Annotated in this window: 17 protein-coding genes and 1 tRNA gene; 6 read left to right on the plus strand and 12 right to left on the minus strand. The window is 38.6% G+C overall.

Features of this window, described 5'->3' with window-relative positions; translation table 11 throughout:
- Positions 1-209 precede the first annotated feature (209 nt).
- The 3 genes from CA730_RS01720 (at position 210) to CA730_RS01730 (ending at position 4,642) form a co-directional block, all read left to right on the plus strand.
- On the plus strand, positions 210-2,564 hold the full coding sequence (locus CA730_RS01720; protein WP_096663191.1) for an arylsulfatase: 2,355 nt from the start codon (positions 210-212) through the stop codon (positions 2,562-2,564).
- 199 nt (positions 2,565-2,763) lie between these two features.
- A complete protein-coding gene (locus CA730_RS01725) occupies positions 2,764-4,374 on the plus strand; it encodes a hypothetical protein (protein WP_096663194.1) in 1,611 nt (536 codons plus the stop codon).
- Positions 4,375-4,414: 40 nt separating this feature from the next.
- A complete protein-coding gene (locus CA730_RS01730) occupies positions 4,415-4,642 on the plus strand; it encodes an addiction module protein (protein ID WP_096663197.1) in 228 nt (75 codons plus the stop codon).
- Positions 4,643-5,153: 511 nt separating this feature from the next.
- On the opposite strand, the gene CA730_RS01740 is transcribed toward CA730_RS01730, so the two are convergent.
- The 12 genes from CA730_RS01740 to CA730_RS01800 all read right to left on the minus strand — a co-directional run bounded on the left by CA730_RS01740 (position 5,154) and on the right by CA730_RS01800 (position 9,686).
- Positions 5,154-5,375 carry a hypothetical protein gene (locus CA730_RS01740; protein ID WP_096663200.1) on the minus strand — a complete coding sequence of 74 codons (222 nt, stop codon included), beginning with the start codon at positions 5,373-5,375 and terminating at the stop codon, positions 5,154-5,156.
- A 25-nt stretch (positions 5,376-5,400) separates the two neighbouring features.
- A complete protein-coding gene (locus tag CA730_RS01745) occupies positions 5,401-5,997 on the minus strand; it encodes a hypothetical protein (RefSeq protein ID WP_053540464.1) in 597 nt (198 codons plus the stop codon).
- Positions 5,998-6,123: 126 nt separating this feature from the next.
- On the minus strand, positions 6,124-6,480 hold the full coding sequence (locus tag CA730_RS01750) for a type I restriction-modification system subunit M N-terminal domain-containing protein (protein WP_231939946.1): 357 nt from the start codon (positions 6,478-6,480) through the stop codon (positions 6,124-6,126).
- A gap of 371 nt (positions 6,481-6,851) precedes the next feature.
- On the minus strand, positions 6,852-7,130 hold the full coding sequence (locus tag CA730_RS25350) for a M48 family metalloprotease (protein WP_231939947.1): 279 nt from the start codon (positions 7,128-7,130) through the stop codon (positions 6,852-6,854).
- Between the two features lie 2 nt (positions 7,131-7,132).
- Positions 7,133-7,399: a restriction endonuclease subunit S domain-containing protein gene (locus CA730_RS01765; protein WP_096663208.1), complete on the minus strand. Its 267-nt coding sequence runs from the start codon at positions 7,397-7,399 to the stop codon at positions 7,133-7,135.
- A gap of 62 nt (positions 7,400-7,461) precedes the next feature.
- Entirely contained in the window at positions 7,462-7,815 is a 354-nt protein-coding gene (locus CA730_RS01770; RefSeq protein ID WP_096663211.1) for a restriction endonuclease subunit S, read from the minus strand.
- A complete protein-coding gene (locus CA730_RS01775) occupies positions 7,808-8,269 on the minus strand; it encodes a type II toxin-antitoxin system VapC family toxin (RefSeq protein WP_053540466.1) in 462 nt (153 codons plus the stop codon). The genes CA730_RS01770 and CA730_RS01775 overlap by 8 nt, the downstream gene beginning before the upstream one ends.
- On the minus strand, positions 8,259-8,534 hold the full coding sequence (locus CA730_RS01780) for a DUF2281 domain-containing protein (RefSeq protein WP_096663214.1): 276 nt from the start codon (positions 8,532-8,534) through the stop codon (positions 8,259-8,261). The genes CA730_RS01775 and CA730_RS01780 overlap by 11 nt, the downstream gene beginning before the upstream one ends.
- Positions 8,535-8,715: 181 nt before the next feature.
- A complete protein-coding gene (locus CA730_RS01785; protein WP_231939948.1) occupies positions 8,716-8,916 on the minus strand; it encodes a hypothetical protein in 201 nt (66 codons plus the stop codon).
- 55 nt (positions 8,917-8,971) lie between these two features.
- Positions 8,972-9,202: a type I restriction-modification system subunit M N-terminal domain-containing protein gene (locus CA730_RS25355; protein WP_231939949.1), complete on the minus strand. Its 231-nt coding sequence runs from the start codon at positions 9,200-9,202 to the stop codon at positions 8,972-8,974.
- Positions 9,203-9,249: 47 nt separating this feature from the next.
- Positions 9,250-9,393, minus strand: coding sequence for a hypothetical protein (locus CA730_RS01795; RefSeq protein ID WP_231939950.1), 144 nt, complete (start codon positions 9,391-9,393; stop codon positions 9,250-9,252).
- 219 nt (positions 9,394-9,612) lie between these two features.
- Positions 9,613-9,686: transfer RNA gene (locus tag CA730_RS01800), tRNA-Pro, on the minus strand.
- Between the two features lie 177 nt (positions 9,687-9,863).
- On the opposite strand from CA730_RS01800, the gene lipA reads away from it, so the two are divergent.
- The 3 genes from lipA to sigC all read left to right on the plus strand — a co-directional run bounded on the left by lipA (position 9,864) and on the right by sigC (position 14,092).
- Positions 9,864-10,733, plus strand: coding sequence for a lipoyl synthase (gene lipA / locus CA730_RS01805; RefSeq protein ID WP_096663217.1), 870 nt, complete (start codon positions 9,864-9,866; stop codon positions 10,731-10,733).
- Positions 10,734-10,834: 101 nt separating this feature from the next.
- A complete protein-coding gene (locus CA730_RS01810; protein WP_096671209.1) occupies positions 10,835-11,806 on the plus strand; it encodes an NAD(P)H-dependent glycerol-3-phosphate dehydrogenase in 972 nt (323 codons plus the stop codon).
- Positions 11,807-12,859: 1,053 nt separating this feature from the next.
- Complete coding sequence (gene sigC / locus CA730_RS01815) at positions 12,860-14,092, plus strand: RNA polymerase sigma factor SigC (protein ID WP_096663220.1); 1,233 nt, start codon at positions 12,860-12,862, stop codon at positions 14,090-14,092.
- Positions 14,093-14,198 lie beyond the last annotated feature (106 nt).

Here is a 14,198-nt window from a genome sequence, read left to right on the forward strand (position 1 = left end):
GATAGCGTATCCCTGACGGGACCGATAGTTTGCGTGGCGACGCAGGAGCCATAGGAATAGAGATAGCGCGACCTAGTAATCGCAAATCTCGCAAAATACTCTCATAAATGGCTTTAGAGAGTGGAGTGTCAAGAATTAACCCCTCCTAAAGAGGATATAGAACTTCGGGGTTTTTGTTAACAATTAAATATTCTCAAGAGTTTAGATTTATGTCTCTGCGTGAATACAAACCCGGAACTACCTTCCCTGGAGTTATCGGCCGGACAGTTGATAAATCCAGTCCAGCTTGGCCAGAACCATTGCGGGCAAAAGAAAACACACCAAACGTCCTATTTATCGTTTTCGATGATACAGGATTTGGACAATTTGGAAGTTACGGAAGTCCCATCAAAACACCCAACCTAGACACACTAGCCGCTAATGGATTGCGCTACAATAATCTACACACAACGGCACTGTGTTCTCCCACCCGTTCTTGTCTGCTGACTGGGCGCAATCACCATTCTAACGCCATGTCCTGCATTACAGAAGGGTCTACGGGTTATCCCGGAGGTAATGGGAATATTCCCTTTGAAAATGGGTTTCTCTCAGAGATATTACTCCAGAAGGGTTATAACACTTATGCGTTAGGAAAATGGCATTTAACCCCCTCAGACCAACTTTCAGCCGCAGGCCCCTATGATCGCTGGCCTCTCGGTCGCGGTTTTGAGCGTTTTTATGGCTTTTTGGGCGGAGAAACCCACCAGTATTATCCAGAGTTGGTTTATGATAACCACACCGTTAAGCCAGAAAAGACCCCCGCAGAAGGCTACCATTTAACGGAAGATTTAGCAGACAAAGCCATTAGCTTTATCGCTGATGCCAAGCAGGTTGCTCCAAATAAGCCCTTTTTCATGTATTTCTGTCCGGGGGCAATGCACGCCCCCCATCATGTCCCCAAAGAATGGGCTGATGCCTACGCTGGACAATTTGATGATGGTTGGGAAGCTTACAGGGAAAAGGTTTTTGCCCGTCAGCAGGAAATGGGGATTGTTCCCGCAGATGCCGAACTTTCTCGTCATGATCCCGATGTCCCGCACTGGGATTCCCTCCCAGCCGCCGAAAAACGGCTTTATGCTCGGATGATGGAAGTATATGCTGGTTTTTTAACCCATACTGACTACCATATCGGTCGTTTACTCGATTTCCTTAAATCTATCGGTGAATTCGAGAATACTGTCATTATGGTGATCTCGGACAATGGCGCAAGTTCGGAAGGGGGATCGACTGGTTCAGTGAATGAGAACCTGTTTTTTAACAATGTGCCAGAATCCCTAGAGGAAAATCTCAAAGCATTGGATAAATTAGGCAGTGCCGAAACCTTTAACCATTATGCTTGGGGCTGGACTTGGGCAGGGAATACGCCTTTTAGGCGGTGGAAACGGGAAACTTATCGAGGGGGAATTAGTGACCCTTTAATTGTGCATTGGAGTCAAGGTATTGAGGCTAAAGGGGAAATTCGGACTCAGTACGCTCATGCTATTGACCTTGTGCCGACGGTGCTGGAATTACTAGAAATTGAACCACCGACAACGATTAAGGGTGTGACTCAATCTCCCATTGAAGGTGTCAGTTTTGCCCCTACTTTTAATCATAGTACCGCACCTACTAAGCATCTTACCCAGTATTTCGAGATGATGGGACATCGTTCCCTTTACTATGATGGTTGGCGAGCGGTTTGTCCTTGGCCGGGTCCCTCATTTACAGAAGCGGGGCAGTTTTTTGGTGAGGCGATTTCGGCGGAAACTCTGACGGATTTGGATACTCATCATTGGGAACTGTATCACGTTGCTTCAGATTTTGCGGAAAATCACAATATTGCGGCTGATAATCGTCCTAAGTTGATTGAGATGATTGCTACTTGGTATATTGAGGCTGGTAAGTATAATGTATTGCCTGTGGATGGACGTGGCGTGCAACGATTCGCGGAAGAACGCCCGCAAATTGCTGTCAATCGTAGTCGCTATGTTTACTATCCTGATACTCAAGCGATTCCAGCCGGTAGTGCGGTGAGAGTGTTAAATCGTCCCCACAGTATTACGGCTGATGTGGAGATTCCCCCAGGTGGCGCTGAAGGGATATTACTGGCTCATGGGGGTAATGATAGTGGCTATTCTTTCTATGTCCAAAATGGCAAACTGCACTGGGTTCATAATTATGTGGGGCGATCGCTCTATCATGTTGAATCTGGGTCATCTGTGCCGGTAGGTCGTCACCAGTTGCGCTTTGAGTTTAAAGTCACGGGTCAACCAGATTTAGCCAAGGGAAAAGGAACGCCAGGACGCGGCCAATTGTATATTGATGAGAAATTGGTCGGGCAGATTGATGTGCCTGTAACTACTCCTTTAGCACTAGGTCTAACCAGTGGTGTGACCTGTGGAATTGCCCCTGGTGCGCCTGTTACGCCGGATTATGAACCGCCTTTTAAGTTTACGGGTAAGATTTATAGTGTGATGGTGGATGTTAGTGGTGATTTGATTCAAGATCGGGAAGCTGAAATGCGGACTATTATGGCGCGACAGTAGGAATTAACTCAAGATGTATGCGATCGCTTATTGAGAACGTAAACTATGAGCGATCGCACTTGAACATCTAGTGAAGATAATTAAACTAATACCAAAATACTTTCCGTATTTTTCTCTAAGTTCCGTTATTTTTTGAGATTTTTGGTATAAACTAAATATTTAGTATTGGTATACAATTATAAACATAGAAAAAATTGATATGTATTCAGCAATCTCACAAGTTAACCTACAAAATGATGAATGTTTGATGCTTGTTCCTATTCCAAGATTTCATATTCCTGAAGTTATTACTATAAATGATATTACATTATATCCAAAAGAAACAGTAAATATAGATGAATTGTTCAGCAATATATTTCATGCAGATGATGAACAAAATTTACTTAAAGATAAAATAAATTCATACGTTTTAGGATGCTTCAAAATAAAAACATCAGAAATTGATGAAACATATTTACCTATTTCAGTAGAATATGATCCTAAAATAATAGACATAGCTACCAAGAAGTTAGAACCAATTCTAAATTTATTTAGATTTTACTATTGTGATTACTTTTATCCTCATTCTGTTCCTGGTAGAGTAGGACAGATATACAACAGCAAATCAGTTGTCCTCATATTCTGTCATCCTGTAATTTGCAAATTTGCAATTCACAATAAATATAGTACAGAGATAGTGATTGGAAATGGTCTTAAAGTTAGAGATTTATCCAAAATAAAGAGCTATTATAGTAATATCAATACAATTGGGGAGGTATATCATATAGTCAACAATGCTCTGAGGTTAAATTATCAAATTCTTGAGCAAGATAATCTGACAGCAAAATTTATACAAATAATGACCTTGTTTGACTTTTTGGCAAATCCTTACAAATTTGAAGTATTTCAAGATGCGAAAAAGAAATTTATACCCCACATAGCAAATAATAATCAAGAATATCTTTTTCTAGTTGATAGATTTATGAAATTCAGCAAAGATTATAGAAGCGATGTTGTTCATAATGGCAAACACATTACTGAAATTTTAAATGAACTTATTGACATTGAATCTCTTTTTATTGAACTTCAAAACTATATTAGCAAAATTATTAGTGAATTAATAAGTTTAAGTCATATTTCATGGAATGAACTTGAAACTATAAGATATAATAAACGCCAAAATCTTACTAAAAAAACTAAAAAACCTGACAAAAATAATCTGACATTTGATTTTAGTCGATCAATAGCAATAATTGACGTTAAATATTTAGTTGATAAGCTTTTTTATCTCCTGGAATTCTATAAAAAAGATGGTTATAATATGGAGTTAATTTTTAAATCATTAATTCAAAATTTCAGATTTAACTCTAAAGGTACAGTTATACATTTTTATTTCTACTTACCAAATAATTATTATCAATCAATAGATGGTTTATATAGAAACGAAAAATTAGAATTATATAAATGGTTCTTAAGTATTAATGGTAATAAACAGGAAACTACCAAAGATACAAGAATCATAGAAATACATACTGCACAAATTAAAAAAAATCTGTCTTTTGCAGAATGTGTAAAAATCAAATTAATGGAATACTGCCAAGATGGTAATAGGTACTTTATCAATAAAAGTGGATATAATGTTGTAGGAATTTTTGCAGATGATAAAATGACTTCATCGGTTATTGAAAACGCTATAATCGAAGGTATAAACACCGATTTTATATTGATAAGAGAATTTAATATTAACAGTCAAATGCCAGGTAAATTGCGATATAGACCTTCAGATTATGTTATGGCTGAGGCTATTGGTGTCCAACGACATGAGTTATGATAAAAGACATAGATAAAAGTTACACCCCAACTCTTTAATTATGAGTCTTCATCCCCTATTAAAATTTGACATTTCTGAACTCAGCATTGCAGAACGTATCCAACTTGCTGAAGATTTATGGGACAGCATCTTAGAACAGCCAGAAGAACTTCCCTTGAGTTCAGCACAACAACAAGAATTAGAGCGACGGTTAGAAAATTACGAAAAAAACCCTACAACCGGTTCTAGTTGGGAAGACGTTAAGAAACGGTTAGGATTTTCCCAATAAACTATAACCTGATTATTCAGCCAGAAGCAGAATACGATATCCAAAATGCTTTTGAGTGGTACGAATCCCAAAATCCGGGTTTAGGTTCGGAATTTGTTCGTGCTGTTGATGCTTGTCTATCTGGAATTGGAAGACAACCCCTTGCTTACTAAGTTACCTATAAACATACAAACAGGTAAGAAGAGTATTAATCAGGCGATTTCCTTGTGTAATTCTCTACATTTTTGGACAAGATACTGTTTTTATATTTGCTTGCTTCCATGCAAAACGCAATCCAAAACAGTGGTTAGATAGAATTCAATAAAATCAAATCCCTACCACATCTCGTTCCTAGTCTCTGACTAGGAATGCAGTTGATGAGGCTCTGCCTCTAATATCATTGAAGGCAGAGCCTTCTAGAATTCATTCCCAGTCAGAGACTGGGAATGAGACGACTTGAGTTCTTTGCGGGATAGATGTTTTACGTTAAGTTGACACCAATGAAGCTCTTGCTTTACCCCTACGTTTAGAATCAAACAATCAAGCCGTTTTGAGTATAAATAGCATAGGTATTTTCATCAATTTGGATATTTTCCCGTTCTGTTTCCGCTTGAATACGTTCCTTGGCAATTTCTTCGAGTTTCGCTAATGCTTCTGTTGCTTCAATTTGCCTATCTTCAAACTGCTGGCGAATTTTTTCAGCGCGATCGCCTATGGAAATTAAAAAAGGTGATTTTCGACTTTTATCCTCCACATCTTTAAATAATGCTTTGCTAAAATTATTTTACACCACTAGACAGAATTCCCAAAATCTTATTGACATCATTTAAAAAATATTCAGCCAAATCAATCTGCACCAATTCACCTGATAACCTTAAAAACTTCCAAATTTCTCCTGTAGTTACCACCCCATAAATTTCTGTAATTTGATTTTCCTCCCGTTCATTAAATAACCTAGCTGCATACATTTCAGCGATACATTGTCCCAAACCTCCTTTAATATTTTCCTTCTTCGCTTCCACAATAATAATCACAGGTGTATTAATCAATAAAAACTCAGGAGAACGACTAATTAAAAAATCACAATTTCCATTTAAACCCTGACTAGGTTCAATATTAAATTCCACACCCGAAAACAAACTAATTTGATTAGCAAACTTTTTAGTTAATTCTAATAAAATCGGGGTAATAATCATCTCAGAACGAGATTTTTCCGTATTACTAGCCAAAGCAACCGGTACATTATAGGCTAAAGTTTCCTGTAAATATTCACTAACTGGTAATGGTGCAACTTCAGAAAAAATATTGTCTCTGCTAGAAATATTCAGATGTAGATTTTTCTTAACAGTTTCTAAAGTAAAATCACTATAAGACATATATTTTCCTCCTCAACTTAATAACCTAAATTCAACTTAACCAAAACCTCATCTAAATCCTTATCAGCCCATTCTCTTGCTTGTCTTACTGCTGCTAAAGTAGTTATTCACTCCCCCCCTCTAAAATTATCGAAACCCTTGATCTCTCGTTAAAGATAGGGGGGGTGAACAGTTACCTGCTAAATCTGCTAAAATATCACCAATTTCACGATCAGCATTGGCATTTTTCAACCCCAAATGATGAGGACTGATAACTTCAATTAAATCTGATAATCTATCATCATCTAAAACACGCTGATCATGTTGTTTTTCGTTGTAGTCTTTTAGGGTCAATATACCCGATAAATTCTTATTAAAACCGGCTATTTTTCGCATAGCCGTAGTTATAAATTCTCCTAAACCCTCTTTAGGATGAAAACGAATTTTCTCCCAATTATATTGTTGAGGAATATAGTATCTAGTACAGGTTGGCGTAAATGACATGACCATTAAAAGCTCCGAAAATTTGATAGATTGCAAGGCTTGAAAATGGTTCATTCACTTACGCCGCAGTGTACTAGCAATGGTCTGATGTCGCTTGCCAGATTACATGACCACTTGACAAATTAATGTCCACAAAAATATTAACCCCTAAACCCTTGCTATATAAGGTTTTTGTTATTTTAGCCTATATTGAGCCTCTTCAACATTAATTGACAAAATAAGTAGGTGAACAGAAAAATTTAAAGGTATATAACGGTATGTAAAGTTGTCTCAATGCGAGATTCTGATTGAGTGGCAGTTTAAGGTGACTCAGGGGTGTCAGCAGCATCATTTAAGTTTGCTGTCTGAGTGTCCTAATTGTGGGGCTAGGTTTAAAGTTCCGGCGTTGTGGGTTGATGGTTGGTGTCATCGGTGTTTTTTGTCGTTTGGGGAGATGGTAGAAAATCAGAAGAAAATTTAGAGTTATTAGGCGAATTTTGAGACATTTGTAATTTTTGCTCTTTCTCTTCCCAATCAGGTAAATAAGCAGACATAAAGCATTTAAACAGTTTACCGTGATTGGGAACGAGTAAATTTTTTGTGAGGTATTCCCACCCAATTTGATGGGCGTATTTTAGCATTGGTTTTTGTACTGCTGATGATTCGCTCATGTTTAAACCTCTATTAATGGTTGTGTGGATAGTTTCCCTGTCATTAGTTTTTCTAGGGCAGCCTGGAATAATTCATCTGTGAGGGAGATTTCTTTTTCTAAGGCTTGAATTTTGGTATCGCCTGATTTTAAAATATCTGCAATTTCCTTTTGTTCTTCTTCTTTTGGTAAAGGAAAAAGAACAGGATGAACTATATTTCTGTTTAATGTAAGTAGGTAAACAAAATAAAAATGAGGGGTATTGCGTTTTGTAAAATGGCTGAAACTCAATCAGAATCTCGCATTGAGACAACTTTACATACCGTTATATACCTTTAAATTTTTCTGTTCACTTACTTAGGTACACTAACACCTGAAGCATACTTACCCAACTTTAAATAACTCAGAAAATATCTGATAAATAATGGGTCGTTACCATGAAAATTTTTAACGTATAAAGATGTATTTAATGCCCAATAATAACATTCAATCCAGGTTATTTTCCCTACGCTACCACTCCGACCAACCATTACACCTGGACCGTGTGACATAAATTCTGAGTGATAACCAACAATACCATTAGAACCAACTACTGGATAAACACCAGTCTGTCTTTCTGTTTTTGGGAGGTCTTTACCCCTTTGCAAACTAACAACTTGTCCTAACTGGATAGATTTCCAACTAGGAGGTAATTCTATTTTATCCATTTTTACCACCTGCCAAAAAATCACTCAAAACTAAAATTGGTAATTCTGTTACTCGTTTCAATTGAATATCATTCGTTAAAAATACATCACACTTAGCCACAATAGCCACAGAAATTTGTAAAGAATCTAATAAAGCCAAATTATATTTAGCTCGTAATTGAGAGGCTTGTTTAGCAATTAATTCATCAATTTGAATAAACTCAACATTTACACCAGAAACAATCAAATCAATAAAATCCTCTTTTAGTTCAGTTAATCCTAAACGATAAGGATAAACTAAACACTCAGATAAAGTGATAGGAGAAGTAACAGCACTCAGCAAACCTGAATCAAGATTCTCAAATACATAATTAACTAACGATTGATATTGAGGATTATTCTCAACATAATAAATTACTGGTGCAGTATCCAGAAATAACTTTTTACCCTGAATTAAATAATCTTCAATCTTCATAGTTACTTCTTAAATGTAATTCTCTATTTTCCGTCTCCTCTCTTCTATTTCTTGACACCCAAATTTGAGCATCTTCACCAACTAAACGATAAGGTGCTTTACCTTTAATATCTCCCCATTTACGGCGTTTTTTTGGCTCTAAATCCTGCTTTTGTCTCTTAAATTGCAAAAAATCAATAAAATTTAATACCTCTTCCTGTTGTTCCGGTGTTAAATTCTGGACTCTATCTAAAATAGATTCTTGTTTTTCCACAGCTTGAGTCATAACTAAAAAACCTCATAACTCCTAAAATTATTTTACACCACTGGATAAACTTCCCAAAATCTTTCTCGTTCCCATACTCTGTATGGGAATGAATTCTAGAAGGCTCTGCCTTCAATGACAGTAGAGGCAGAGCCTCTGTAGAACATTCCCAGTCGAAGACTGGGAACGAGATATGATTAAATCATTTACCTAAATTCAACTTAACCAAAACCTCATCTAAATCCTTATCAGCCCATTCCCTCGCTTGTCTTGCTGCTGCTAAATCTGCTAAAATATCACCAATTTCACGATGTACAAACTTCTCACTAATATCTACAAATGGGGAAGGACTAAGATTATAATCAGCCTCTCTTAACTCTGCAATTTTCACAACCTTACTCAATTTATCCCTAGTTTCCCAATTGCGAAAAACCTCACCAACAACCTTAATACCGTCCTTAGTTATCAGATAAACGTTTATAGAAAATTAACGGTAGAATAAAATCTTTGTATTTTGGTGCATCTGTAGAACCGCGTATTTTACAAGCTGCATCCCACAGCCATGTTTCCATTGTGGGAATGTCTAAACGTTCCTCAGTTTTATCAATTTCTTCTAATATAGATAACAGCCCAGGCGTATTATTTTCGGCTGGTTGTTTTTTAGTGCTTTTTCTAGTTCCACGTGGCAAAATGCTGTCTCCTATCAATGGATTTATTCTTGGAGGGAACTATTAGGTTAACGCAATTTGTTAACTAATTGTTGATAAATAATATCTAACCACACAGGAATCACAGCTTTACCTTCATCCAGGGATGCGATCGCCATCTTCTGATCAAATTCCACCAAAGAAAGCGAATCATCCTGTGATAACAACAACATAAAAGATATATTTTTCAATGGGAGGGTTGAAAGGCGCACTTCGTTCGGGATTATTCTGAGATTTTTTAGTATACTTAGAAGCGCAGTGGAATCAACTCCACTTCATCAAAATCACGACATTAATTTGCGAAAACTCAGCATCATTAAATTGATTCCAAAAAACAGCAGCCGCGACATTAATTTGCGAACTGCGACATATAATTTCCGAATGTACAACAATCGGGATGACTGGATTCGAACCAGCGGCCCCTTCGTCCCGAACGAAGTGCGCTACCAAGCTGCGCCACATCCCGCCACAAAAGCGGAAAATGCGGTCTTGGGGAGATCCCAAGTAGAGCAATTTTCCAAAAAAATGGCAATATAAATCTACAATACCACAATTAGTAACAAAATAACAAACTTTTTCTCTTCTACAAAGGTCTTTGCTTGCTACCATAAGATTTGTATAACTAAAATGGTAAAATTAGACTGTGACTGTAAAACCAGACTGGTTGAGAGTGAAAGCACCTCAATGGGAGCGTGTTGGTAACGTTAAAGAGATTTTACGGGATTTAGCCCTGAATACTGTTTGCGAAGAAGCCTCCTGTCCCAATATTGGGGAATGCTTCAACGCGGGTACTGCCACATTTTTGATTATGGGTCCAGCTTGCACCAGGGCTTGTCCTTATTGTGACATTGACTTTGAAAAGAAACCCCAAGCATTAGATCCCACCGAACCCACAAGACTAGCGAAAGCAGTGGAACGGATGCAGCTTAATCACGTCGTGATTACTTCCGTCAACCGAGATGATTTACCAGATGGTGGTGCATCTCAGTTTGTCCACTGTATTAATGCTATTCATGAAGTTTCACCTCATACGACAATAGAAGTATTAATTCCCGACTTATGTGGTAATTGGCAAGCTTTAGAAATAATTCTCCAAGCGAAACCAGAAGTAATTAACCACAATACAGAAACCATTCCTCGCTTATATCGTCGTGTGCGTCCCCAGGGAAATTACGATCGCACAATGGAATTATTACAACGTTCTCGGCAAATTTCTCCCACCACTTACACCAAATCTGGTATCATGGTCGGCTTAGGTGAAACAGATGCGGAAATTCGCCAAGTTATGGCAGACCTACGAAGAGTAGATTGTGATATTTTGACAATTGGGCAATATCTCCAACCCAGTCAAAAACACTTACAAGTATCTGACTTCATCACACCAGAACAATTTGCCGCGTGGCAAACTTTTGGCGAAGAACTAGGATTTTTACAAGTTGTTTCTTCACCATTGACAAGAAGCTCCTATCATGCAGAGCAAGTCAGAGAATTAATGAAACGTTACCCCAGATAGTCAGTTGTTCGTTGTCAGTGGTCAGTGGTCAGTTGTTCGTTGTCAGTTGTTCTACCCCAATCACCAATCACCAATCACCAATTACCAATCACCAATTACCAATGACCAATCACCAATTACCAAATTTAAAATCTGTCGTTATTCTTGGTGCAGGGGCTTGGGGTACAGCTTTGGCCAAATTAGCAGCCATTAATGGTCATCAGGTGCATCTATGGTCACGTTCTGACTTCCAACCTCTAGAAAAAGTATTAGAGCATCAAAATGCTCAAATAATCTTGTCGGCTATTTCCATGAAAGGGGTGAGAGATGTGGCTTCTATGGTGCAGTGTTGGCCCCTATCTCCACAAAGAATCTTTGTCACCGCAACTAAGGGACTAGAACCACACACTACATACACACCTTCGCAAATTTGGCAAGCAGCTTTTCCTGATCATCCAGTGGTGGTTTTATCAGGTCCCAATCTATCCCAGGAAATTGCCCAGGAATTACCAGCGGCAACGGTAGTAGCAAGTAAAAATACCAATGCTGCCCAAACAGTCCAACTAGTATTTTCCTCCAGTCGCTTTCGTGTTTATACTAATCCTGACCCTGTGGGCGTAGAATTAGGGGGAACACTGAAAAATGTGATAGCGATCGCCGCAGGTGTATGTGATGGGTTACACTTAGGAACAAATGCCAAAGCTGCCTTAGTCACTCGTGGCTTAACCGAAATGGTGCGAATAGGTCAGATTTTAGGCGCGAAAACGGAAACATTTTATGGTTTATCCGGTCTAGGGGATTTATTAGCAACCTGCAACAGCCCCTTAAGTCGCAATTATCAAGTTGGTTATCAATTAGCCAATGGAAAAACGCTGCAAGGAGTTATGGCAAATCTTCCAGGCACAGCCGAAGGTGTGAACACTTGTCGGGTATTAATGGAAATCGCCCAACAACAAGGCATTGCTATTCCCATTACCGAGCAAGTATACCAACTGCTGGAAGGAGAAGTTACACCAAGACTTGCATTAGATAAACTGATGTTACGAGACATAAAGCCCGAATTTGATAATTTTCCTACAGAACAAATATGGTAAATAGGGGGAGAAATGCTGATAGTTTGACACTCTCATGAATATCTTACCTATTCGGAGAGCAGTCACTAGAACTATGGAATAGAACCGCATATCAACAAGAGTCAAAGACCAGAAAAGCCGTTAGGCAGTTAGGTTTTTATACAGGTTCATTACCATTCCTGTTGTAAACAGGATAACACCATTGAGAGCAAAGATAACAAAACTTCGCGCACCTCAACCAATCTTCATGAAAAGAAAGACTCTATGCGGTTAAAACCGTGGTCAGTGAGCTTGCCGAACTGCACGAGTCGCTTATATCTCAGGTCTAAAGACACGCTCGCTTTACGCTTACCGGATGCTCTTGTAAGGTGTGCAATTGAAATTAAACGATTACCGCAAAATCCCTGGAAAAAATTTATCAAATTGTCAGGAAATTACTTTTTGAGTGATGTAAATATGACTATGTAGTTTATAAACATCATTACAACTAAATGTATGTTAATAAACAGTTAGAAAAATAACCGTCAATATCTTTAAACATGGTAATATTGACTAGGTAACTCCTAATGGAAACTCTGACTGAAGATTTGCAGAGCTATTTATTCAATTACACAACTACTAGTAACGAACAACTCATTAAGAATGTATTTTTCTAACCCAGTACACTGTGGTGAAAATAACTATCCAGTTAAAACAGTCCAAAAGCTGATAAATTAAGTTTTCTTCTCTTCGACATCTTTGGACTAGTACAAAGTTTTGCAAAGAATTGTACACTGAAGCCCAAACTATGTTATTTCATGACGAAATTACGGAATAGCAACAGTTGATTAGCTGACCGTAATTTTAGCTGACCGAAAAATTTTGGATTTTAGATTTTGGATTGGGAATTTTCGGTACAGGTTCCCTGCCCCTTCAGGGCGGAATTAATCAAAAATACTCGCTGCGCTGCGTACGCTTCGCTAACGCCAATCTAAAATCCTCAAACTCCACACTTTAGGTTGGAGTCAATCCAAAATCGTAAATCCAAAATCTATTGACCGTAATCTATTGTTAACTGGAGCCATTTGAGACATCATGCCAGCAACATCTTTTTATAAAAATGCCGCCCACGAAGGGCAAAATCCTAGTCCACCCTTGGATATTGAAATCAATAATGATGATTTGCCAGATTTAGATATGGCTGCTGTTGAGTCTGACTTAGCCTTAGCCGCGCAAACTAGCCGAAGTAGCACAGACTTGGTACGCCTCTATCTACAAGAAATTGGTCGAGTCCGCTTGTTAGGAAGAGATGAGGAAGTTGCTGAAGCCCAAAAAGTACAGCGATATTTACGGATGAGGTTATTGCTTAGTGCTGCTGCCACTGAGGGAGACGCTGTAATTGCCCCTTATGCGCGGTTAATGGAGGTACAGGAGCGGTTGACATCAGAACTAGGACACCGCCCTTCTTTGGAACGGTGGGCGACTACTGCGGGGATAAATTTACCTGATCTCAAGCCGACTTTAGCCAATGGGAAAAGACGCTGGGCCGAAATTGCTAATTTAACAGTAGAAGAACTAGAACAAGTTCAAGCTCAAGGACTACAAGCCAAATCGCACATGATTAAGGCGAATTTGCGTTTAGTGGTATCTGTTGCCAAAAAGTACCAAAATCGGGGTTTGGAATTGTTGGATTTGGTGCAAGAAGGGACTTTAGGTTTAGAACGGGCCGTTGAGAAGTTTGATCCTACAAAGGGTTATCGTTTTAGTACCTATGCTTACTGGTGGATTCGTCAAGGCATTACCAGAGCGATCGCTACTTCTAGCCGCACTATTCGCCTACCGGTCCATATTACCGAAAAGCTCAACAAAATTAAAAAGGCGCAACGGAAAATTGCCCAAGAAAAAGGTCGCACTCCGACTTTAGAAGACCTAGCCATTGAGTTGGATATGACAGCTATCCAAGTCCGGGAAGTGTTATTGAGAGTTCCTCGGTCTGTGTCCTTGGAAACGAAGGTAGGGAAGGATAAAGATACTGAATTAGGCGAATTGCTGGAGACTGATACGATTACGCCAGAGGAGATGTTAATGCGAGAATCTTTACATAAGGATTTGCATAATCTTCTTGATGATTTAACCAGTCGAGAACGGGATGTTATCTCGATGCGCTTTGGCTTGTCCGATGGTCATGCTTACTCTTTAGCAGAAATTGGTCGCGCCCTTGATTTATCACGGGAAAGGGTCAGACAAATTGAATCCAAGGCTTTACAAAAACTCCGCCAACCCAAACGTCGTAATCTCATCCGCGACTATCTAGAGTCGTTAAGTTAGAAGGCAACTGGGAATTTTAGATTTTAGATTTTAGATTAAAAAAATTTGGTACGGGTCTGAGTCCGCTACTGACGGAAAAATCCTCAATCCAAAATCCAAAATCGTC

Origin of the sequence: Dolichospermum compactum NIES-806 (assembly GCF_002368115.1) — a bacterium.
GTDB lineage: Bacteria > Cyanobacteriota > Cyanobacteriia > Cyanobacteriales > Nostocaceae > Dolichospermum > Dolichospermum compactum.